A 21,466-nucleotide genomic window follows, 5' to 3' on the forward strand; every position below is an offset into this window, starting at 1 on the left:
CCTCCATGACTGCAAGCCCGAACAACGGCGTCGACCCGGCGCCGAACCCGCACGCCACGGCCGAAGAGGTCGAGGCGGCGCTCAAGGACACCAAGCTGGCCCAGGTCCTCTACCACGACTGGGAGGCCGAGACCTACGACGAGAAGTGGTCCATCTCGTACGACGAGCGCTGTATCGAATACGCCCGCGGGCGTTTCGACGCGGTCGCGGGGGACCAGCCGCTGCCGTACGAGCGGGCGCTCGAACTGGGCTGTGGCACCGGCTTCTTCCTGCTCAACCTGATGCAGGGCGGCGTCGCGAAGACCGGGTCGGTCACCGACCTGTCGCCGGGCATGGTCAAGGTCGCGCTGCGCAACGCCGAGGGCCTGGGCCTGCCGGTCGACGGCCGGGTGGCCGACGCGGAGCGGATCCCTTACGACGACAACACCTTCGACCTCGTCGTCGGGCACGCCGTCCTGCACCACATTCCGGACGTCGAGCAGTCGCTGCGCGAGGTCATCCGGGTGCTCAAGCCCGGCGGGCGCTTCGTGTTCGCCGGTGAGCCGACCACGGTCGGCGACTTCTACGCCCGCTGGCTCAGCCGTGCCACCTGGTACGTGACCACGAACGTCACGAAGCTGGGTCCGCTGCAGGGCTGGCGTCGCCCGCAGGCCGAACTCGACGAGTCCTCCCGTGCCGCAGCGCTCGAGGCGGTCGTCGACATCCACACCTTCGACCCGGACGACCTCGAGAAGATGGCGCGTTCCGCCGGGGCGGTGCAGGTGCACGCAGCCACCGAGGAGTTCACGGCCGCGATGCTCGGATGGCCTGTGCGCACCTTCGAGGCCGCGGTGCCCGAGGGGAAGCTCGGCTGGAACTGGGCCAAGTTCGCGTTCGGTGGCTTCAAGGCCCTGAGCTGGGTGGACGAGAAGATCATGAAGCGCGTCGTCCCTCGCGGCTTCTTCTACAACGCGATGATCACCGGCGTGAAGCCGGGCGAGAAGGAGTCCTGACTCACCGGTGGGATACGACTTCACCACCTCGGATGTCCGGTATCTGAGCGCCGCCGCCGCCGACCTCGCCGAGGTGGATCGTCTGGAGTTCTCGCCGCGTACGCACCTGGCCGACATCGGCCGGGTGCGTACGCGTTTCGGGGACCGGGCCGGTGCGCTCGTCGAGACGGTGCTGCTGCGACGTCGCGCCGAGGGCAAGCTCGCCGGACACGACTGGCTGCTCACCGACGACGCGTTGCAGCAGGCCACACCGACGGTGGTCGCGGGCCGGCGGGCGCTGCGGCTCGCCGGCCGGGACGTGCACGACGTCACCTGTTCCATCGGGGCGGAACTGTCCGCGCTCGTCGGGATCGCGGGCGTGGTGCTCGGCAGCGATCTCGACCCCGTCCGCCTCGCGATGGCGGCGTGGAACGTGCCCGGAGCCACCGTGATCCGCGCGGACGCGCTGGCGCCGTGCAGTCGTGGCACGGTCGTGCTTGCCGACCCCGCCCGGCGGTCCGGGGGCAAACGCAGGCACGACCCGGCCGCGCTGATGCCGCCGCTGCCGGACCTGCTGGACGTGTACTCCGGACGTGACATCGCGGTCAAGTGTGCACCCGGCCTGGACTACGACCAGCTGGGCTGGGACGGCGAGGTGGAGATCGTCTCCCTGTCCGGCGGGGTGCGTGAGGCATGCCTGTGGTCGCCGGGTCTGGCGGGCGCCGGGGTGCACCGGCGTGCGACGGTCCTCGCCGCCGACGGCACCGGCTGGGAGATCACCGACGCCGAACCGGACGAGATCCCGGAAAGGGAGCCGGGGGAGTGGATCGTCGACCCGGACGGTGCCGTGGTGCGGGCCGGGCTGGTACGGCACTACGCCGCCCGGCACGGGCTCTGGCAGCTCGACCCGCGGATCGCCTACCTCACCGGCGACACGGTTCCGACGGGGGTGCGCGGCTTCCGGATTCTGGCGCAGCTCAAGTACTCCGAGAAGGCGCTGCGTCAGGAACTGACCCGCATGGACTGCGGTGTCGCGGAGATCCTGGTCCGCGGTGTCGACGTCGACCCGGCGGTGCTGCGGCCCAAGCTCAAACTGAAGGGCGGCCGCTCGCTGAGCGTCGTGCTCACGCGGATCGGCCGCACGCCCACGGCGTTCGTCTGCGAGCCCGGCGCCCGCGCGTAACTCTCCCTGCGGGCGGGTGCCGGCGAAGCGGTGTCAGGCGGCGCGGGTGGTCGCGACGAGCTCGAGGCCCTCGCGGTACCGATCCAGCACGACCTCCACGAGCAGTGGATGGTCGCCGATCACGCCGGCGCGCAGCGCATCCGGGGCCACCGCGTCCGTCGCAGTGTCGATGCGGTCCGTGAGCAGCCCGGGTGCCAGGAACCAGGGGGCGACGACGATGCGCCGCGCACCGTCCGCCCGCAGTCGTGAGACCGCCTGCGACAGCGACGGATCGGTGGTCGCGAAGCATGCCCGCGCACCGGACCACGACGTGCCCGCGAGCAGCCGTGGCGCGATTGCGGCGGTGCGGTCGTTGGCCTCGGCGCGGGACGAGCCGACCGCGGCGAGCACCACCCCGACCTGCGGGTCGTCGAGCGCGACGCCGGCAGTGCGCACACGGTCCCGGACCGCGCCGACGAGGCGGTCGTCGTCGCCGAGGACGTCGGCCTGCACCAGATCCAGGCCGCGGTGCCGCGCCCGCGCGGCCGCGAGCAGTCCCGGCAGGTCCACGCGGGCGTGGAAGGCGTTGCCCAGCAACAACGGCACGACCACGGCCGACGAATGGCCCTCCGCGGCGACGGTGTCGACGACCTGGTCCACCGACGGGGCGGACAGGTCGAGGAAGCAGAGCCGGACGTCGAGATCCGGCCGGGCGCCCCTGACCGCCGCCACGGCCGCCGCGACGGACCGCGCCGAGCGCGGGTCGCGGCTGCCGTGGGCGACGAGGATCATCGGCGGCACCGCCGCGGCGATCAGGGGCGGTGTCACCGAGCTAGACCCGCTCGCCCAGTTCGACGGCGGCGATCGCGTCGCCGACCAGCCCGGCAGCGAGGGTGTTGCCACCGGCCGGGTCGATCAGCAGGAAACTCCCGGTGTGCCGGTTCACGCGGTAGTCGTCCGCGACGATCGGCTCCGCGACGCGCACCGAGATCTTGCCGATCTCGTTGAGCTGCAACGATGCCGGGCTCGGCTCCGTGGTCAGCTCCTGCTCGTCGAACCGCTCGACAATGGCGCCGACGATGGCCTGCGTGGTGCGGGTGCCGTGTTTGAGCAGCAGCCGGGCACCGGGGTGCAGCGGCTTCTCGGCCAGCCAGCACACGGTCGCCTCGAACTCGCCCAGCGGCTCCGGGGCGTCCTGCGGCGAGGCGATGGTGTCGCCGCGGGAGATGTCGACCTCGTCCTCGAGCACCAGCGTGACGCTGCGGCCCGCGTGCGCGGCGGCGAGCTCCCCGTCCGCGGTGTCGACCCGCGCGACGGTGGTGCGGATGCCGGACGGCAGCACCACGACCTCGTCACCCGGGCGGACCTCGCCCGCGGCGACCTGGCCTGCGTACCCGCGGTAGTCGGGGAACTCGGCGGTGCGCGGCCGGATCACGTACTGCACCGGGAAGCGCAGGCCCACACGGTGCGGCTCGGAATCGACCGGAACCGACTCGAGGTGCTCGATCAGCGTCGGACCGTCGTAGTACGGGGTGTTCTCCGAGCGCACGGCCACGTTGTCGCCGTGCAGCGCGGAGACCGGGATCTCCACGACGTCCTCGTCCGCCCAGCCCAGCGACGAGGTCAGCTCGTTGAACTCGCGGGAGATGTCCGCGAACACCGTCGCCGGATCCTCGACGAGGTCGATCTTGTTGACGGCCAGCACCAGCTTCGGCACACCGAGCAACGCGAGGACGGCCGCGTGCTTGCGGGTCTGCGAGATCACACCCTTGCGGGCGTCGACGAGCAGAACCACCAGCTGCGCGGTCGAGGCGCCCGAGACGGTGTTGCGGGTGTACTGGACGTGACCGGGGGTGTCCGCCAGCACGAAGCTGCGCTTCGGGGTGGCGAAGTACCGGTACGCGACGTCGATGGTGATGCCCTGCTCGCGTTCGGCGCGCAGGCCGTCGACCAGCAGCGAGAGGTCGGGGGTGTCGAGGCCCTTGTCGACCGACGCGCGGGTGACGGCGTCGATCTGGTCGGCCAGAACGGATTTCGTGTCGTACAGCAGCCGGCCCACCAGGGTGGACTTGCCGTCGTCGACGCTGCCGGCCGTAGCCAGGCGCAACAGGTCGCTCATGATCAGAAGTAGCCCTCTCGCTTGCGGTCTTCCATGGCCGCCTCGGAAACTCGGTCGTCGCCGCGCGTTGCGCCGCGCTCGGTCAGCCGCGACGCCGCGACCTCGGCCAGGATGGCGTCGTTGTCGGCGGCCTCGGACAGCACCGCGCCGGTGGTGGAGCCGTCACCGACGGTGCGGTAGCGCACCGACAGGGTCTGCACCTGCTCGCCCTCGCGCGGTCCGCCCCACACGCCGGAGGTCATCCACATGCCGTCGCGCTGGTACACCTCGCGCTGGTGGGCGTAGTAGATGCTCGCCAGTTCGATGTCGTCGCGGGCGATGTAGCGCCAGATGTCGAGCTCGGTGAAGTTGCTCAGCGGGAACACCCGCACCTGCTCGCCGGGGGAGTGCTTGCCGTTGTACAGGTTCCACAGCTCCGGGCGCTGCTTCTTCGGGTCCCAGCGGCCGAACGAGTCGCGCAGCGAGAAGATCCGCTCCTTGGCCCGCGAGCGCTCCTCGTCCCGGCGCCCGCCACCGAAGATCGCGTCGAAGCGGTGCTCGGCGATCGCGTCGAGCAGCGGCACGGTCTGCAGCGGGTTGCGGACGCCGTCGGGCCGCTCCGTGAGCCGGCCGTCGGCGAGGTAGTCCTCGACGTTGGCCACGTGCAGGCGCAGGTTGTACTTCTCGACGACGTGGTCCCGGAACGCCAGCACCTCGGGCAGGTTGTGCCCGGTGTCGACGTGCAGCAGCGCGAACGGGATCGGGGCCGGCCAGAACGCCTTGATCGCCAGGTGCAGGAGCACCGTGGAGTCCTTGCCGCCGGAGAACAGGATCACCGGGCGCTCGAACTCGCCGGCGACCTCGCGGAAGATGTGGATGGCTTCGGATTCGAGGGCCGCGAGGGTGTCGAAGTCGGCGCCGTCCAGAAGCGGTCGGATGTCGGTCAGTTCAGCAGTCATGAGGCGTGCAACCCGCATTCTGTCTTGGAGTTGCCGGCCCAACGTCCGCTGCGCGGATCGGAGCCGGGAGCTGGCTTGGAGGTGCAGGGCGCGCACCCGATGGACGGATAACCCTCGTCGACGAGCGGATTGACGAGGATGCCGTGCCTGTCGATGTAGTTCTGCATGTCCTCGTCGGACCAGGCGGCGATCGGGTTGATCTTCACCAGGCCGAAGCCCTCGTCGTACGAGATCAGCGGTGCGTTGGCCCGGGTGGGTGCCTCGACGCGGCGGATGCCGGTGACCCACGCCTTGTATCCGGCGAGGGTGTTCTTCAGCGGCACCACCTTCCGCAGCCGGCAGCACTCGTTGGCGTCGCGGGCGAAGAGGTCCTTGCCCAGCAGGGCATCCTGTTCGGCGACCGTCTGCTCGGCCTTGGCGTTGATCACGTTGACCCCGTAGACGGCCTCGACGGCGTCGCGGGTGCCGATCGTCTCGGCGAAGTGGTAGCCGGTGTCGAGGAACAGCACGTCGACGCCGGGATGCACCTGCGCCGCCAGGTGCACGAGCACCCCGTCCTGCATGTTCGACGCGACGATGTACTGGCTGCGCTGATTCCCCGTCGCTACGCTCGCCGCCCCGAAGGTGTCCTCGGTCCAGCGCAGGAGTTCCTCGGCGGACGCGCCGTCGAGACTTGCCGCCCCCTGCGCGGCAAGGTCGCGGAGATCGGCCTCGGTGGCGTCGGTCAGGTCGAGACCTGTTGTCATCGCAAATCCTCCTCGTCCGCACGGACTGCCCATTCGGCGAACCGTTCGCCCTCGTTGCGGTGCTTGACGAACTGCCGCACCACGCGCTCGATGTAGTCGCCCAGCTCTTCGCTGGTCACCTTGTGCTGGCGCAGCTTGCGGCCGAACGCGGCGTCGAGGCCGAGGCTGCCGCCCAGATGCACCTGGAAGCCCTCGATCTGGTTGCCCTCGCCGTCGTCGACCAGCTGGCCCTTGAACCCGATGTCCGCGATCTGGGAGCGGCCGCACGAGTTGGGGCAGCCGTTGATGTTCACCGTGATCGGCACGTCGAGGGAGGCGTTGATGTCTGCCAGCCGCTCCTCGAGTTCCGGCGCGAGCACCTGGGACCGCTTGCGGGTCTCGGTGAAGGACAGCTTGCAGAACTCGATGCCACTGCACGCCAGCAGGTTCCGCCGCCAGTGCGACGGCCGTCCGTGCAGACCAAGAGGTTTGAGCTCGTCGATCAGCCATTCGACCTTGTCGTCGGGCACGTCGAGCACGATCAGCTTCTGGTACGGGGTGAAGCGGACGCGGTCGGAGCCGACGGCGGCCACCGCGTCCGCCACCTTGGTCAGGATGGTGCCCGAGACCCGGCCTGCGATGGGGGAGAAGCCGATGGCGTTGAGCCCGTTGCGCAGCTTCTGCACGCCGATGTGGTCGATCGGACGGGCCGGCTTCTCCGGGGCGGGGCCGTCGATCAGCTTCCGCTTCAGGTACTCGGTCTCGAGCACCTCGCGGAACTTCTCGATGCCCCAGTCCTTGATCAGGAACTTCAGCCGCGCCTTGCTGCGCAGGCGCCGGTAGCCGTAGTCGCGGAAGATCGAGACGACCGCCTCCCACACGTCCGGCACCTCGTCCAGCGGCACCCACACCCCGACCCGCTGCGCCAGCATCGGGTTGGTGGACAGGCCGCCGCCGACCCAGAGGTCGAGTCCGGGTCCGTGCTCGGGGTGGTTGACGCCGATGAACGCGACGTCGTTGATCTCGTGGACCACGTCCTGCTGGCCGGAGATCGCGGTCTTGAACTTGCGCGGCAGGTTCGAGTAGGCGGGGTCGCCGATGTAGCGGCGGACGATCTCGTCGATCGCCGGGGTCGGGTCGAGGATCTCGTCCAGCGACTCGCCGGCCAGGGGGGAGCCGAGGACGACGCGCGGGCAGTCGCCGCACGCCTCGGTGGTCTTGAGGCCGACGGACTCGAGGCGGCGCCAGATCTCCGGGACGTTCTCGATCTCGATCCAGTGGTACTGGACGTTCTCCCGGTCGGACAGGTCGGCGGTGTCGCGGCCGAACTCGGTGGAGATGCCGCCGAGGGTGCGCAGCTGCTCGACGTTCAGGGCGCCGGCGTCGCAACGCACGCGCATCATGAAGTACCGGGCCTCGAGCAGGTCGATGTTCTCGTCACCGGTGTAGGTGCCGTCGTAGCCCTGCTCGCGCTGCGTGTAGAGGCCCCACCACCGCATGCGGCCGCGCAGGTCGGACTTGTCGATGCTGTCGAAACCCTGCTTCGAGTAGATGTCCTCGATGCGGGCGCGGACGTTGAGGGGGTTGTCGTCCTTCTTGGTCTGCTCGTTGGCGTTGAGCGGCTCGCGGTAGCCGAGGGCCCACTGGCCCTCGGAGCGACGCTTGACCGGCCGCGGGGTGCGGGCGCGGGGTGCGGCCTCGGTATCCGCGGGGGGTGACGAGTCGACGGACTGCGACATCAGGGCGCTCCAAGATCTGCTTCAGGTGGATCTTTACGGGCGCCGGTCTACCGGGGCATGGCTGAGGCGGGGAGGGCTGTCCCCGCGTTGCCCACATTCGAGACCGGCCGGGACTGGCGGGGTGCTGGGAATGCGTCTACGCAGAAGAGGGAAGACAGCAACAGCTACAGACGCGCTTGAGATCGACATGGCGGCGAGCCACGAGCACAATCCCAAGTCCGGTCACGCCGACGATTGTGCCAGATCACACCGCCGATTCCGACACCCCGGCGGACATTTCCCCCGGATTGGGGGGAAATGCGCAGGGCAGCGGCCGGTGTGGGATGGGTCACTCCCGGGTCGGTGGAACACTGGAGGGGTGAGTACACCCCTTACCGAGCCGGCCGCGGCGGAGTTCGCACTGCCCGACGACGCGCTGGTCGGTGTCGGTTCGCGGCCGTTCGGTATCTACGTCCATGTCCCGTTCTGCGCCACCCGCTGCGGCTACTGCGACTTCAACACCTACACCGCGGGCGAGCTCGGCACCTCCGCGTCACCGCAGTCGTGGCTCGAGGGGTTGCGCCGCGAGCTCGACGCCGGCGCCGCGATGCTCGGCCGCGACGGCCGAGCGGTGCCCGCGGCGCAGACGGTGTTCGTCGGAGGCGGCACTCCGTCGCTGCTCGGCGGCGACGGGCTGGCCGAGGTGCTCGACGCGGTGCGTGCCAGCTTCGGTCTGGCCGTCGGCGCGGAGGTGACCACCGAGTCCAACCCGGAGTCCACGTCGCCGGAGTTCTTCACGGCGATCCGCGACGCCGGGTTCACGCGGGTGTCGCTCGGAATGCAGTCCGCCGCGCAGCACGTGTTGCGGATCCTCGATCGCACCCACACCCCGGGCCGGGCTGTCGCGGCGGCCCGGGAGGCGCGTGCGGCCGGGTTCGAGCACGTCAACCTCGACATGATCTACGGCACCCCCGGCGAACGCGACGCGGATCTCGACGCCACCCTGGATGCGGTGCTCTCCGCGGGCGTCGACCATGTCTCCGCCTACGCGCTGATCGTCGAGGACGGCACCGCCCTGGCCCGCCGGGTGCGCCGCGGCGAACTTCCCGCTCCCGACGACGACGTCCTCGCCGCTCGCTACGAGCGCATCGACGCTCGGCTCGCCGACGCGGGCCTGCACTGGTACGAGGTGTCGAACTGGGCGGCCGGTGAGAAGTCCGCCTGCAGGCACAACATCGGGTACTGGGACGGCGGGGACTGGTGGGGCGCCGGGCCCGGCGCGCACAGTCACGTGGGCGGCGTGCGCTGGTGGAACGTCAAGCATCCGGCCCGTTACGCGGACCGGTTGGCATCCGGTGTGCTGCCGGTCGCGGACAGCGAGGTCCTCACCGCCGAGGATCGGCACGTCGAACGGGTGATGTTGAGTGTCCGCCTGCGGACCGGGCTGCCGCTGTCCGAGCTGTCGGACAGCGAACGCGCGGCGGCCGCGCGGGTCGTCGAGGACGGGCTCGCGGTGGCGGATGCCGATCGGCTGGTGCTGACCGATCGCGGGCGGTTGCTCGCCGACGGGGTGATCCGCGACATCGTTGCGTGAGTGGACTTTTCGCCATTCGGGAGGGTGAGTCGCCGCCGGGTCGTTGCGCAGGAGATTTAGGGCAAATACGACACGCCGCGTCGATCGGTGGATGGCGGTCCGCCGCTGCTGGCACCCTCGTCAACGTCTTCGGCACCCACACCCGGGCGATCCAGAGTTCTGTGGACGAGGCACGCAAGGCTGACGTCGTGTACGAGCTCGCCGGCTGTCTGGGGGGCCGGAGCGGGTCCAGATGCGGTCCGCGATCGCCTGCGGTGGCCCGGCCGCGGCGTCACGGGTCGAAGACGGCGTTCCCGGCCCGGTCCGGCTACGTAGAATTGGGGCACACGGCCGAGTGCCGACGAGGGCAGGAAAGTGGGTATGCCCGCCGCCAAGGATCTACCGAGGTTGTCGCGACGCAGTCGCATCCTGCTGCTGGCCGCGGCGTTCCTGCTCGTGGCGCTGGTCTTCGTCCCGCCGCTGGTGCACGCGTACACGGACTGGCTGTGGTTCGGTGAGGTGGGCTTCCGCAGGGTCTGGGCGACCGTGCTGGTCACCCGAGCGCTGACGTTCCTGGCGGTGTCCACGCTGGTCGGCGGTGCGATGGCACTGGCGGCGCTTCTGGCGTTCCGGGCGCGGCCGGTGGTCGCTCCCCGCAACGGGTCGGACGACCCGATCCAGGTGATCCGGATGATCGTGCTGCGGCGGCCGCGGCTGTTCGGGCTGGGGATCCCGGTCATCGTCGGGCTGCTCTGCGGGCTGATCGCGCAGACGAACTGGACCACGATCCAGCTCTTCCTGCACGGCGGCTCGTTCGGCGTCACCGACCCCCAGTTCGGTCTGGACGTCGGGTTCTACGTGTTCGACCTGCCGTTCTACCGCGCCGTGCTGAACTGGCTCTTCGCGGCCATCATCCTGGCCTTCGTGACCTCGCTGGCGACCCACTACCTGTTCGGCGGAATCCGGGTGTCCGAGGAGGCGAGTGGCGTGACGTGGGCCGCCCGCGTGCAGCTCGCGGTGCTGGTCGGCACGTTCATCCTGCTCAAAGCCATCGCCTACTGGTTCGATCGGTACGCCCTGTTGTCGAGCTCGCGCAAGGAACCGACCTTCGCCGGCGGCGGCTACACCGACATCAACGCGCTGCTTCCGGCCAAGCTGATCCTGCTGGCCATCGCCGTCATCTGCGCCGTCGCGTTCTTCGCCGTCGTGGTGGTGCGGGACCTGCGCATCCCTGCGATGGCCGCGATCCTGTTGGTGCTGTCCTCGATCGTGGTGGGTGCGGTGTGGCCGCTGGCGGTCGAACAGTTCTCGGTGCGTCCCAACGCCGCCGATCGGGAGAGCCCGTACATCGCACGCAACATCGCCGCCACCCGACAGGCCTACGGCATCGGTGCCGACAAGGTCGAGTTCCAGCCCTATCCCGGCATCGGGACGAGGTCGCCACCGGACGTGCCCGCCGACGTGACCACGATCGCAAACGCCCGGCTGCTGGACCCGAATGTGCTCTCGCACACGTTCATCCAGCAGCAGCAGCTCAAGAACTTCTACACGTTCCCGCCGACACTGGACCTGGACCGCTACTCCGTCGGCGGTCAGTTGCGTGACTACGTCGTCGCTGCCCGCGAACTGACGCCGAGCAGCCTGAGCGGTAACCAGACCCAGTGGGTCAACATGCACACCGTCTACACGCACGGCGACGGGTTCGTGGCGGCCCCTGCGAACCGGGTCAACGCCGCGGTCCGCGAAGCGGCGACGGACACGGCCAGCAGCAACAGCGGCTATCCCGTCTACATGGTGAGCGACATCGCCAGTCAGGAATCCGGGCGCCAGATCATCCGGGTCGATCAGCCGCGCATCTACTTCGGGGAGATGATCGCGAGAGCCGACCCGGACTACGCGATCGTCGGCGGTCCGCAGGGATCGGCTCCGCGCGAGTACGACACCGACAACTCCACCTACACCTATGCCGGGACCGGCGGGGTTCCCATCGGGAACTGGCTCAACCGCGTGGCCTTCGCCGTCCGGTACACCGAGCGGAACATCATCTTCTCCAAGGCCATCGGGTCCGACTCGAAGATCGTCTTCAACCGCGACCCGGCCGAGCGGGTGCGCCTGGTGGCCCCGTGGCTGACCACCGATCACGATCCCTACCCGGCCGTCGTCGGCGGGCGGATCGTGTGGATCGTCGACAGCTACACCACCGCGAGCAACTATCCCTACGCGCAGCGGAGTTCGCTCGACGACCTCGCGGCCGCACCGGAGGGCGCCGGAACGGAACAGGGCCGCGAGGTGTCCTACATCCGGAACTCGGTGAAGGCCACCGTCGACGCCTATGACGGCACGGTGACGCTGTACCAGGTCGATCAGCAGGATCCGGTGCTGAAGGCGTGGATGGCGGCGTTCCCGGGAACCGTGCAACCGGCGAGCGCCGTCCCCGACGAGCTGCGGGCGCACTTCCGGTACCCCGAGGACCAGTTCAAGATCCAACGCGACATGCTGGCGAGGTACCACGTCGACGATCCACGGGAGTTCTTCACCACCAATGCATTCTGGTCGGTGCCGAGCGACCCGACGGTCGAGACCAACCCGTACCAGATGCCGTTCTACGTGCTCGTGGGCGACCAGGCCACGGCGGAGCCGTCGTTCCGGCTGGCGAGCGCGATGGTCGGCTTCCGGCGCGAGTTCCTCTCCGCCTACATCTCGGCGCACTCGGATCCGCAGGACTACGGCAAGCTGACCGTGCTCGAGTTGCCGACCGACACGCTGACCCAGGGCCCGCAGCAGATCCAGAACTCGATGATCTCGGACACCCGGGTGGCGTCCGAGCGCACGCTGCTGGAGCGATCGAACCGGATCCAGTACGGCAACCTGCTGACGCTGCCGATCGCCGACGGCGGCGTGCTGTACGTCGAGCCGCTGTTCACCGAGCGGATCGCGTCGGCGCAGAACACCTCCACGTTCCCGCAGCTGGCCCGGATGCTGGTGAGCTACCGGGAACCGGGTGTCACCGGTGGTGTGCGGGTCGGGTACGCCCCGACCCTGGCCGAGGCGCTCGACCAGATCTTCGGACCCGGTGTCGGCGGGTTGGCGACCGCCCCGGAGACCGGCGGTCAGCAGCCGTCGCCGGACACCGGTGCGCCCCTGCCTGCGCCCCCTGTGGCCGCGCCCCCGAACCCGGCCCTCGCCGACCTGAACGCGGCGCTGGCGCAGCTGCGGGAGGCGCTGGACCGGCTGCAGCGGGCGGTCGACTCCTATCAGAACGCCCCGCGATAGCCGGCTTGGGCCTGTGCCCGACCCGTACCCCGTCCGGGGTGAACTCGAACCGTCGGCGCGTCAGTGCACCGTGTCGTGCTCGTACACGCGGGCGTGGAGCACGACCCGATTGCGCAGTGCGGATCGGACGGCGTGGTGCACCCCGTCCTCCAGATAGATGACGCCCTGCCAGAGCACCGCGTGCGGGAACAGGTCGCCGTAGAACGTGGAGTCCTCGGACAGCAGCCGGTCGAGTTCGAGGACCTTGGTAGTGGTGACGATCTCGTCGAGTCGGACCTGGCGCGGCGGAATCTTCGACCAGTCGCGGATCGACAGTCCGTGGTCCGGGTACGGCTTGCCGTCCCGGACTCCCTTGAAAATCATCTGGGCATCCGTCTCGTGGTCGGGCGGTGCTCGATGGCACCGCATGTCGGTGAGGCGCCACCACCCTAAGGCCTGCACGGCCGGTGGTCACGAGACGACTAGAATGCGGTCAGCCGGGGGTTTACATGCGTGCCCGGCGCGAGCATCGCCCTGCGACACCGGTCGAGGGGCACAGGGCGAGACGGAGGTGATCGGCATGGCGAGTACCGAGGAACGACGCTTCGAGGTGCTGCGCGCGATCGTCGCCGACTATGTCGCCAGCCAGGAGCCGATCGGGTCGAAGGCGCTCGTCGAGCGGCACAACCTCGGCGTCTCCAGCGCCACGATCCGCAACGACATGGCCGTGCTCGAGGCGGAGGGCTACATCACCCAGCCGCACACCAGCTCCGGACGCGTCCCCACCGACAAGGGGTACCGCGAGTTCGTCGACCGGATCGCCGAGGTCAAGCCGCTGTCCCCGGCGGAACGCCGCGCGATCCTCGAGTTCCTCGACTCCGGGGTCGACCTGGACGACGTGCTGCGCCGCGGGGTGCGGCTGCTGGCGCAGCTGACCCGCCAGGTCGCGGTCGTGCAGTACCCGACGTTGTCGGCGTCGTCGGTGCGGCACCTCGAGGTGGTCGCGTTGACGCCGGCGCGGCTGCTGCTCGTCCTGATCACGGACTCCGGCCGCGTCGACCAGCGGATCGTCGAGCTCGGTGACGTGATCGGCGACGACGACCTGGCCAAGCTGCGGGATCTGCTCGGCGGGGCCCTCGAGGGCAAGCGACTGGCCGCGGCGTCGATCGCGGTCTCGGAGCTGGCGGACGCCGCCCCGGAGGGCCTGCGCGATGCAGTGGTGCGCACCTCGACCGTGCTGATCGAGACGCTCGTCGAGCACCCCGAAGATCGTCTCGTGCTCGGTGGCACCGCGAACCTCACCCGCAACGCCGGCGATTTCCCCGGTTCGCTGCGGTCGGTCCTCGAGGCCCTCGAGGAGCAGGTGGTGGTGCTCAAGCTGCTGGCGGCGACCGGCGCGCCGGGTTCGGTGACCGTGCGGATCGGTGAGGAGACGCAGGTCGAGCAGATCCGAGGCACCTCGGTGATCACCACCGGGTACGGCGCGGGCGGCAACATCTTCGGCGGCATGGGTGTGCTCGGTCCCACGCGCATGGACTACCCGGGAACAATCGCGTCCGTCGCGGCGGTTGCCAGGTACATCGGCGAGGTGCTTGCCGAGCGGTGAGGTGTGCCCGGTGACGGCCACGAGGTGGCCGGTCATGCGTCGCGCCGGGATTGATCGACAGACGAACGACGCCAGAGACAGACGACGAGCAAGACAGCAACGAGGACGAGAGACGTAACGTGGCACGGGACTACTACGGACTGCTGGGTGTCTCACCCAAGGCGACCGATCAGGAGATCAAGCGGGCGTACCGCAAACTCGCCAGGGAACTGCACCCCGACGTCAACCCGGACGAGGACGCGCAGGCACGGTTCAAGGACATCTCCACCGCGTACGAGGTGCTCTCCGACCCCGAGAAGCGTCGCATCGTCGACCTCGGCGGGGACCCGTTGCAGCAGGGCGGCGGCGGGGCAGGCGGTTTCGGCGGAGCCGGCTTCGGCGGCGGTCTCGGCGACGTGTTCGAGGCGTTCTTCGGTGGCGGCACCGGCACCCGGCGCGGCCCCCGTGGCCGCGTGCAGCCCGGTGCCGACTCGCTGCTGCGCACCAAGCTGACGCTCGAGGAGTGCGCGACCGGCGTCACCAAGCACATCACCGTCGACACCGCGATCCTGTGCGACGTCTGCACCGGATCCGGCACCAACGGCGACTCCAAGCCCGTCACCTGTGAGACCTGTGGTGGCGCCGGCGAGGTGCAGTCCGTGCAGCGGTCGTTCCTCGGCCAGGTCATGACGTCGCGTCCGTGCCCCACCTGCCGCGGCGCCGGGGAGACCATCCCCGATCCCTGCCACAAGTGCGGTGGTGACGGCCGGGTGCGGGCCCGCCGCGACATCGCCGTCAAGGTTCCGGTCGGTGTGGGCAACGGCATGCGGATCCGGTTGTCCGCGCAGGGCGAGGTCGGCCCCGGCGGCGGACCGGCCGGTGACCTGTACGTCGAGGTCATCGAGCAGGCGCACGACGTGTTCGTGAGGGACGGCGACGACCTGCACTGCACCATCCGGGTGCCGATGGTCGACGCGGCGCTGGGCACGACGGTCACCGTCGACACCATCATCGACGGCCCCACCGAGATCACGGTCGACGCCGGCACCCAGCCCGGATCGGTCGCGGTGCTGCGTGGCCACGGCATGCCGAAGTTGCGGTCCGGAGTGCGCGGCGACGTGCACGCCCACCTGGAGGTGGTGGTCCCGTCGAAGCTGGACGGCAAGCAGACCGCCGTCCTGAAGGACTTCAAGAACCTGCGCGACCGCGATCAGGCGGAGGTCGTGAGCAGCGGGTCGCACCAGAGCGGCGGGTTGTTCTCGCGGCTGCGCGACGCGTTCAGCGGTCGCTGACGGGCGGCCGGAGAACGCATGGCCGCCACGGTGTTCTACCTCGATCCGCTGCCCGACGTCGGGGCGATCGCGGTCCTCGACGGCAAGGAGGGCCGGCACGCCGCCACGGTGCGCCGGATCCGAGTCGGTGAGCAGTTGGTGCTCGCGGACGGCCGCGGCGGCGTCGCCCGCGCCGAGGTCGTCGAGGTCGGCAAGGATCGGCTCGACCTGAGGGTCACCGCCCGCGACGAGGTGGCGGCCGCGGCTCCGACCGTCACCCTGGTGCAGGCCCTGCCGAAGGCAGAGCGGTCCGAGCTCGCCGTGGAACTCGCCACCGAGGCGGGGATCGACGAGATCGTGCCGTGGCAGTCGTCCCGCTGCGTCGCCAAGTGGGAGGGCCCCAAGGCCGTCAAGGGTGTCGCGCGGTGGCAGGCGGTCGCGGTCGCGGCTGCGAAACAGTCACGGCGAGCGCACATTCCGCAGGTCGCGGAGCTGCACCGCACCCCGGCCGTGCTCGACCGGGTGCGCGCTGTCGTCGCGGAGGGCGGGGTCGTGCTTGTGCTGCACGAGTCCGCCACCGCGGAACTGGCGACGCTCGACCTGCGTGAGGTCCCGGAGATCGTGCTCGTCGTCGGGCCGGAGGGCGGACTGTCCGAGGAGGAGGTCGCCGCGGCGACCGAGGCCGGCGCGACCGCGGTGCGGCTGGGCCCGACCGTGCTGCGCACCTCGACGGCGGCCGCGGTGGCACTCGGCGCGCTCGGCGTGCTCACCGACCGCTGGTCCGCGGCGCCGCTGCAGTAGCGAACACCCGGCCCACCTCGGTATGCACCGGGCGGTTCCGGAACGGCTCACCCGGTGGTGTCCGTTCTCGTCACCGCCAGTGGGCGCCGATGGTCCGACAGGTCCTGCAGACCGGTGACCCGAAGCAGGTCGAGCTTTTCTTCGTCGGCGGATCCCGGCTCGACCGTGTAGACGACGATCCGCAGGTCGCCGCTACCCGGCGCGCCGAGGACATCGCAGTCCACCGTGATGTCGCCGACAGCCCTGGTGTGCAGGACCTTTCGGCTCGACCGGTGCAGGGCCACGTGCGCCTGTGCCCAGCGCGCCGCGAACTCGGTGGACTCCGAGAGGAGACGGTCCACGAGGGCCCGCAGCGGAGCATCCTCGGGGTAGCGCCCCACGGCTGATCGCAGATCCGCGACCAGGTCCGCTCTGAACTCGTCCTCGCCGACGGTGGTGTGGCTGACGGGGATGGCCCCTCCGGTGAACACCCGCCAGACGAGGTTGCGCCGCAACCCGGACTGCGTCGAGGGGTCACCGAGGAGCGTCGCCCAGAGCGGATTCCACAGCAGGAGGTCGTGTGCGGCGCTGTACACGGCGACCGGCACGTCACCGAGACGGTCCACGATCCGCTGGACGCCGGGCCCCACGTGCCGCGGCAACGAGGCAGACGTCGGAACGGCGACACCGGCGACCCGGTACAGGTGGTCGCGCTCCTCGTCGGTCAGGCGCAACGCCCTCGCGAGCGCACCGAGCAGCTGCGCCGACGGATTGGTTGCCCGGCCCTGCTCCAGCCTCACGATGTAGTCGACGCTGACGCCGGCGAGCATTGCGAGCTCTTCCCGCCGCAGCCCCCGGGCGCGACGACCCGTACCGGGCGGCAGCCCGACGTGTTCGGGCTGCACGCGGTCGCGCCAGGCGCGCAGCACGCGCGCGAACTCGTCCATGCCCCCATCCTGCTCGCTGCCGGTGCGCGGTGGGTGGTACTGCCGGTCCCACTGTCGATCGGTGCCTGGTGTGCGCGCCGGAGCCGCGGGAGTGTTGTGGACATGACCACGACATTGATCACCGGAGCCAACCGCAGCCTCGGCCTGGAGACCGCACGCCGACTCATCGACGCCGGCCACACCGTCTACGCAGGCATGCGCGACCTCGCTTCGGCGGCAGAGGTACAGAATCTCGGCGCCCATCCCGTGCAACTCGACGTCACGGATCAGCGCAGCATCGACGCGGCGCTCGCCCAGCTGCCCGAGCTCGACGTCCTCGTCAACAACGCCGGCGTCCTCGGCAGGTCCTTCGGCGTCGACGACCTCGATGTCGCCGCCATGCAGGAGGTGTTCGACACGAATGTCCTTGGCGTCGTGCGTGTCACGCAGGCCGCGCTGCCACTGCTGCGGCGCTCGGCGAACCCCGTGATCGTCAACGTCGCCTCCGGCGTCGGCTTCGCCCGGGCGCTGAGCACCCCCGGCACCGACGAGCACTTCGTCCGGGCGGTTCCGTATGCGAGTTCGAAGGCGGCCGTGATCGCCATGACGGTCCAATACGCGAAGAACCTCCCGGAATTCCGGGTCAACGCGAGCGACCCGGGATACACGAGCACCGACTTCAACGGGCACCGCGGACACCAGACCGTGACCGAAGGAACCGATGCGACGGTGATGCTGGCCGGGCTGGGCCCCGACGGACCCACCGGGAAGTTCTTCAACCGCGACGGGCTCATCTACTACTGACCACGGCGTGCTCGCGTGGGCGGGGTGAGGCCGGCGTCGGCGCGACCGCGACAATGGGTTCATGCCACGCCTCCGCATCGACTACGGACCCGAGCCCGCCCAGTTCGGGCATCTCTACACCCCCACGGGTGCCGACGGGCCGGTGCCGGTGGTGATGCTGCTGCACGGCGGTTACTGGAGCGCCGACTTCCATCTCAACCTGGCGACGACCCTGGCCTCGGAGTTGGCGCGACGCGGCGTGGCGGCGTGGAACGTCGAGTACCGGCGGGTCGGCGCGGGCGGCGGGTGGGCCGAGACCAGCGCCGACGTCGAGGCCGCGCTGGCCGCGACCGCGACGCTGCTGCCCGAGCATTCGACGGTCCCGCTCGACGTCGGTGACGTCCGGCTCGTCGGCCACTCCGCGGGAGCGCAGCTCGCGATGTGGGTTGCGGGGCAACGGGATTGTCCGGTGCGGCCCACCCGGGTGATCTCCCAGGCCGGCGCGCTCAACCTCGCCGCCCGTGCCGCCACCCGCAGCGGGGGCGCCGCGCTCGAAGCACTGTTCGGGGTGTCCTACGCGGACGACCCCCAGGTCTACCGGGACGCGTCACCACTGCACCGCGTCCCGACCGGGGTGCCGACGGTGTGCATCCACGGGGTCGAGGACGTGCAGGTGCCGGTGGCGGCAAGCCGCGCCTACGTGGACGCGGCCCGCGCCGCCTGCGACCGTGCCGTGCTGTGGGAGGTGCCGGGCGAAGGGCACAACGCCTTCCTCGACCGCACCACCCGCAGCTGGGCGCTGACCCTGGACGCCGTCCTCGGCGAGGATCCCTGGTCGGCTTAGACCGAGCCGGTGGCCTCGACGATGTTGACCTCGAGCTTCGGCACGGTGGTTCAGCCGCCCGCCTGGGTGTCGTAGGTGAAGGAGCTGTCCTCCCTGACCACGTCCCGGTCCCATCAGACTTTATCGGATATTATCTGCAAAGCTCATATAAACCTGGATAAGGTGTGATGCATGGATCCGGTGCTGAACCCCTTCAAGCCGGGCGCCGGCTTGCGTCCCCCGATTCTCGCAGGTCGGGACCGTCTCTTCGCCGACTTCGATGTGGTCAGCCGCCGGATCACCGAGTTCGGGGAGGGCGACCGGGGCTGGATGCTGGTGGGGTTGCGGGGCGTCGGCAAGACCGTGCTGCTCGGCGAACTCGAACGGATCGCCGTCAACACCGGCTGGATCGTGGCGAAGCTCGAGGTCCGCAAGACGCATCCGCTCACCGACGAGCTCGCCTCGAAGCTGGCAGTCAGTCTGCGTGCGACCACGCACCGTCATGCGATCGACAAGCTCGCGCGGCTTCTCGGGGTGTTTCGGTCGTTCACCGCGAAGCTCAACCTCGGGGTGGTCTCCCTCGGTGTGGACATCGACCCCGCCAAGGGGTACGCCGACAGCGGGCGTCTCTCGCTGGATCTGGCAGACCTCTTTGTCTCGCTGGGGGAGTCGTCCCGCGACCTCGGCATCGGCACCCTCATCCTGATCGACGAGTTGCAGGAGGCCACGGCCGAGGAGATGGCTGCGGTGAGCGCCGCGGTGCATCAGGTGGGTCAGACGTCGCCGGCGCTGCCACTCTTCCTCGTCGGCGCGGGCCTGCCGTCGCTTCCGGCGCTGCTGGCCTCGGCCACCAGTTACGCGGAGCGGCTGTACCAGTTCCGGGAACTGACCCTGCTCAGCGAATCGGACTCGCGGGCCGCGCTCACGCAGCCGGTGATCGAACGCGACGCGCACTGGGAACCGGACGCGCTGCGGGTGGTCCTGGACGCGGCCCGCGGCTACCCGTACTTCCTGCAGGAGGTCGGAAAGGCGGTGTGGAACAACGCCGTCGGTCCGGTCTTCACGGTCGACGATGCGCAACTCGGAGTCGACGTGGCCCGGCACGAGGTGAACGCGGGCCTGTACCGCGCAAGGTGGGACCGCGCGACGCCGGCGCAGCGAGCGCTGCTGCACGCCCTCGCGGAGACGGGAGTCGCTGGAACGGCGACGATGAAAGGTCTCGCGGCGGCGCTGGGGAAGAAGACCACCGCACTGTCGGTCCCGCGCGACGAGCTGATCAAGAAGGGGCTCGTCTACGCCCCGGAACGAGGACTACTCGCGTTCACCGTCCCCGGTTTCGACGACTTCATCCGCACGGAGGAGTAGCAATTCGTGTCGGCGGTCCATGCCATCATGGGCCCGACACAACGTATTGGCCTGGCGCTTCGGGAGTTACACGTGAAGAAGTTCGCGCCGTACTGGCGGGTCGCCGCCGGGTTCTTCGCGGCGGTCGGAACCTGGGTGGTCGTGCTGGATCTCGTCCACGGCAGGTTCGGGGATGCGCTCGTCGGTGTTCTGTTGGCGGCCGGGTTGTGGTACCTCGCAGTCGGCAAGCCGATCTGCGACAGTCTCGGGCGCAGGAAGGCGGAGGACGCGGCGCTCGCTGCCCGTGCGCAGGCGGGGCACGAGGCGTTCCTCGCCGGCGACCCGGCCGCGTTCGCGCCGCCGCCGCCCGCACCCGAGAAGCGCCCGGTGCGCCGCGGAGTGATCATCGCGGCCGCGGTCGCGGCAATCCTCGTGCTCATCGGGATCATCGGGGACGTCAGCGACGGCCTCGACGACGACTCCGACTCGGAGCTCACCGCGACGTCCGCGGCGGCGACCGCCGCGTTCGGTGTGCCCGCACCCTCGACCGCCAGGCCGACGGCGGCGGCAGCGCAGTCGGTCCATTCGGCCGCGCCGACCACCACGGTCACGGCGGCCGCGGCTCCCGCAGCCCCGGCGACCATGCCGGACGTGACGTGCATGAACCTGCAGGACGCGCAGGACACCATCCAGGCGGCGGGCGTCTTCTACTCCCGCAGCCGGGACGCGACCGGTGAGGGCCGCAACCAGGTCGTCGACCGCAACTGGGTCGTGGTCGGCCAATCGCCGCCCGCCGGGAGCGCCGTCGGTGAGGGAGAGGCGATGCTGTCGGTCGTCAAGGTCGGCGAGCCGGGAGACTGCTCGTGACCAGGAAGCCGGAGCGGTCGGCATGCTGAGCGGGCTCCGGCGGGCCGTGGCCGTAAGGATCCGCGACGTGGGCTCCTCCCCTCGGGGCTGCGTGCTCGACATGCGGTGAATCTGCAGATCGACACCCAGCGCGAACGGTGGGAGGTCGAACTGGCGCAGTGCCGGGCTCGTCGCTCCGCGCTGTCCGCGCGCATCAGGGACGAACGGTGCGGCTTCGACCCCGCCGAGAGCGAAGGCTCCCGCGTCGCGCTCAAAGCCCACCGCGACAATGAATCCCGGATCGAAGAACTCCGGGACCTCCTGCGCCTCACGGCTATGCCGACCTACATGCCGCAGTTCGCAGTCAGGGAAGGTTCGGTCGTCACAGTGCGGTTCAGTGGCAGTGAACCATTGCGAATGATCGTTGCCCCGCACAGTCACGATGAGACGATCGAGCCGTGTCCGCCGGACACGCCACTCGGCAGCGCGCTTGTGGGGCGTCGGCGCGGCGACACTCTCTCCTACACCGTCGACGGCCGTGCACGCTCCGTGACGATCATCGACCTGATCGTCTAGCGCATCGGATCTCCGAACACTGGCCAAGAATATCGAACATATGTACGATAGAACTCATGTTCGAGTCGGGGGGT

20 protein-coding genes are annotated in these 21,466 nt (G+C 69.9%); 12 read left to right on the forward strand and 8 right to left on the reverse strand.

Annotated features, from left to right (window positions below):
- The first annotated feature begins 5 nt into the window (after positions 1–5).
- Entirely contained in the window at positions 6–992 is a 987-nt protein-coding gene (locus ACWDU4_RS04845) for a class I SAM-dependent methyltransferase (protein ID WP_450112719.1), read from the forward strand.
- A 7-nt stretch (positions 993–999) separates the two neighbouring features.
- Entirely contained in the window at positions 1,000–2,154 is a 1,155-nt protein-coding gene (locus tag ACWDU4_RS04850; RefSeq protein WP_450112720.1) for a THUMP-like domain-containing protein, read from the forward strand.
- Between the two features lie 33 nt (positions 2,155–2,187).
- Here the strand turns inward: ACWDU4_RS04850 and ACWDU4_RS04855 are convergent, their stop codons facing one another.
- The 6 genes from ACWDU4_RS04855 to ACWDU4_RS04880 all read right to left on the reverse strand — a co-directional run bounded on the left by ACWDU4_RS04855 (position 2,188) and on the right by ACWDU4_RS04880 (position 7,880).
- A complete protein-coding gene (locus ACWDU4_RS04855; RefSeq protein ID WP_450112859.1) occupies positions 2,188–2,934 on the reverse strand; it encodes a sirohydrochlorin chelatase in 747 nt (248 codons plus the stop codon).
- Positions 2,935–2,965: 31 nt separating this feature from the next.
- Positions 2,966–4,252 carry a sulfate adenylyltransferase subunit 1 gene (locus ACWDU4_RS04860; protein ID WP_450112721.1) on the reverse strand — a complete coding sequence of 429 codons (1,287 nt, stop codon included), beginning with the start codon at positions 4,250–4,252 and terminating at the stop codon, positions 2,966–2,968.
- Between the two features lie 2 nt (positions 4,253–4,254).
- A complete protein-coding gene (gene cysD, locus ACWDU4_RS04865; protein ID WP_450112722.1) occupies positions 4,255–5,190 on the reverse strand; it encodes a sulfate adenylyltransferase subunit CysD in 936 nt (311 codons plus the stop codon).
- Positions 5,187–5,936, reverse strand: coding sequence for a phosphoadenylyl-sulfate reductase (locus ACWDU4_RS04870; RefSeq protein ID WP_450112723.1), 750 nt, complete (start codon positions 5,934–5,936; stop codon positions 5,187–5,189). Before ACWDU4_RS04870 ends, cysD begins: the two co-directional genes overlap by 4 nt.
- On the reverse strand, positions 5,933–7,654 hold the full coding sequence (locus ACWDU4_RS04875) for a nitrite/sulfite reductase (RefSeq protein ID WP_450112724.1): 1,722 nt from the start codon (positions 7,652–7,654) through the stop codon (positions 5,933–5,935). The genes ACWDU4_RS04870 and ACWDU4_RS04875 overlap by 4 nt, the downstream gene beginning before the upstream one ends.
- Before the next feature lie 136 nt (positions 7,655–7,790).
- Positions 7,791–7,880, reverse strand: a complete 90-nt coding sequence (locus tag ACWDU4_RS04880; RefSeq protein ID WP_450112725.1) for an Ms4527A family Cys-rich leader peptide — start codon at positions 7,878–7,880, stop codon at positions 7,791–7,793.
- A 132-nt stretch (positions 7,881–8,012) separates the two neighbouring features.
- Here ACWDU4_RS04880 and hemW point away from each other — a divergent pair, with 132 nt between their 5' ends.
- Together hemW and ACWDU4_RS04890 are read left to right on the forward strand one after the other, a co-directional pair.
- Complete coding sequence (gene hemW, locus ACWDU4_RS04885) at positions 8,013–9,227, forward strand: radical SAM family heme chaperone HemW (protein ID WP_450112726.1); 1,215 nt, start codon at positions 8,013–8,015, stop codon at positions 9,225–9,227.
- Between the two features lie 354 nt (positions 9,228–9,581).
- Positions 9,582–12,479, forward strand: coding sequence for a UPF0182 family protein (locus ACWDU4_RS04890; protein WP_450112727.1), 2,898 nt, complete (start codon positions 9,582–9,584; stop codon positions 12,477–12,479).
- 60 nt (positions 12,480–12,539) lie between these two features.
- On the opposite strand, the gene ACWDU4_RS04895 is transcribed toward ACWDU4_RS04890, so the two are convergent.
- Positions 12,540–12,842, reverse strand: coding sequence for a type II toxin-antitoxin system VapB family antitoxin (locus ACWDU4_RS04895; RefSeq protein WP_450112728.1), 303 nt, complete (start codon positions 12,840–12,842; stop codon positions 12,540–12,542).
- A gap of 196 nt (positions 12,843–13,038) precedes the next feature.
- Between ACWDU4_RS04895 and hrcA the strand changes: the two genes are divergently transcribed.
- The 3 genes from hrcA to ACWDU4_RS04910 all read left to right on the forward strand — a co-directional run bounded on the left by hrcA (position 13,039) and on the right by ACWDU4_RS04910 (position 16,115).
- A complete protein-coding gene (gene hrcA / locus ACWDU4_RS04900; protein ID WP_450112729.1) occupies positions 13,039–14,064 on the forward strand; it encodes a heat-inducible transcriptional repressor HrcA in 1,026 nt (341 codons plus the stop codon).
- 119 nt (positions 14,065–14,183) lie between these two features.
- The gene (gene dnaJ, locus ACWDU4_RS04905) at positions 14,184–15,335 is read left to right on the forward strand and encodes a molecular chaperone DnaJ (protein WP_450112730.1); all 1,152 of its coding nucleotides are present in this window, start codon (positions 14,184–14,186) and stop codon (positions 15,333–15,335) included.
- An 18-nt stretch (positions 15,336–15,353) separates the two neighbouring features.
- A complete protein-coding gene (locus tag ACWDU4_RS04910) occupies positions 15,354–16,115 on the forward strand; it encodes a 16S rRNA (uracil(1498)-N(3))-methyltransferase (protein ID WP_450112731.1) in 762 nt (253 codons plus the stop codon).
- Between the two features lie 47 nt (positions 16,116–16,162).
- On the opposite strand, the gene ACWDU4_RS04915 is transcribed toward ACWDU4_RS04910, so the two are convergent.
- Positions 16,163–17,041: a helix-turn-helix domain-containing protein gene (locus ACWDU4_RS04915; protein WP_450112732.1), complete on the reverse strand. Its 879-nt coding sequence runs from the start codon at positions 17,039–17,041 to the stop codon at positions 16,163–16,165.
- 102 nt (positions 17,042–17,143) lie between these two features.
- Between ACWDU4_RS04915 and ACWDU4_RS04920 the strand changes: the two genes are divergently transcribed.
- The 5 genes from ACWDU4_RS04920 to ACWDU4_RS04940 all read left to right on the forward strand — a co-directional run bounded on the left by ACWDU4_RS04920 (position 17,144) and on the right by ACWDU4_RS04940 (position 21,392).
- Complete coding sequence (locus tag ACWDU4_RS04920) at positions 17,144–17,824, forward strand: SDR family NAD(P)-dependent oxidoreductase (protein ID WP_450112733.1); 681 nt, start codon at positions 17,144–17,146, stop codon at positions 17,822–17,824.
- A 61-nt stretch (positions 17,825–17,885) separates the two neighbouring features.
- Positions 17,886–18,647, forward strand: a complete 762-nt coding sequence (locus ACWDU4_RS04925) for an alpha/beta hydrolase family protein (RefSeq protein ID WP_450112734.1) — start codon at positions 17,886–17,888, stop codon at positions 18,645–18,647.
- Positions 18,648–18,818: 171 nt separating this feature from the next.
- On the forward strand, positions 18,819–19,991 hold the full coding sequence (locus ACWDU4_RS04930) for an AAA family ATPase (RefSeq protein WP_450112735.1): 1,173 nt from the start codon (positions 18,819–18,821) through the stop codon (positions 19,989–19,991).
- 72 nt (positions 19,992–20,063) lie between these two features.
- Positions 20,064–20,837 carry a PASTA domain-containing protein gene (locus ACWDU4_RS04935; protein WP_450112736.1) on the forward strand — a complete coding sequence of 258 codons (774 nt, stop codon included), beginning with the start codon at positions 20,064–20,066 and terminating at the stop codon, positions 20,835–20,837.
- Positions 20,838–20,942: 105 nt separating this feature from the next.
- Positions 20,943–21,392: a GreA/GreB family elongation factor gene (locus ACWDU4_RS04940; protein ID WP_450112737.1), complete on the forward strand. Its 450-nt coding sequence runs from the start codon at positions 20,943–20,945 to the stop codon at positions 21,390–21,392.
- Positions 21,393–21,466: the final 74 nt, after the last annotated feature.

The sequence above is a fragment of the Rhodococcus sp. NPDC003348 genome (assembly GCF_053589375.1).

Bases quoted from the DNA above. Each gene is read 5' to 3' on its own strand.
- ACWDU4_RS04845 (WP_450112719.1), top strand. From the start codon at position 6: ATGACTGCAAGCCCGAACAACGGCGTCGACCCGGCGCCGAACCCGCAC.
- ACWDU4_RS04860 (WP_450112721.1), bottom strand. From the start codon at position 4,252: ATGAGCGACCTGTTGCGCCTGGCTACGGCCGGCAGCGTCGACGACGGC.
- cysD (WP_450112722.1), bottom strand. From the start codon at position 5,190: ATGACTGCTGAACTGACCGACATCCGACCGCTTCTGGACGGCGCCGAC.
- ACWDU4_RS04870 (WP_450112723.1), bottom strand. From the start codon at position 5,936: ATGACAACAGGTCTCGACCTGACCGACGCCACCGAGGCCGATCTCCGC.
- ACWDU4_RS04875 (WP_450112724.1), bottom strand. From the start codon at position 7,654: ATGTCGCAGTCCGTCGACTCGTCACCCCCCGCGGATACCGAGGCCGCA.
- ACWDU4_RS04895 (WP_450112728.1), bottom strand. From the start codon at position 12,842: ATGATTTTCAAGGGAGTCCGGGACGGCAAGCCGTACCCGGACCACGGA.
- hrcA (WP_450112729.1), top strand. From the start codon at position 13,039: ATGGCGAGTACCGAGGAACGACGCTTCGAGGTGCTGCGCGCGATCGTC.
- ACWDU4_RS04910 (WP_450112731.1), top strand. From the start codon at position 15,354: ATGGCCGCCACGGTGTTCTACCTCGATCCGCTGCCCGACGTCGGGGCG.
- ACWDU4_RS04915 (WP_450112732.1), bottom strand. From the start codon at position 17,041: ATGGACGAGTTCGCGCGCGTGCTGCGCGCCTGGCGCGACCGCGTGCAG.
- ACWDU4_RS04920 (WP_450112733.1), top strand. From the start codon at position 17,144: ATGACCACGACATTGATCACCGGAGCCAACCGCAGCCTCGGCCTGGAG.
- ACWDU4_RS04925 (WP_450112734.1), top strand. From the start codon at position 17,886: ATGCCACGCCTCCGCATCGACTACGGACCCGAGCCCGCCCAGTTCGGG.
- ACWDU4_RS04930 (WP_450112735.1), top strand. From the start codon at position 18,819: ATGGATCCGGTGCTGAACCCCTTCAAGCCGGGCGCCGGCTTGCGTCCC.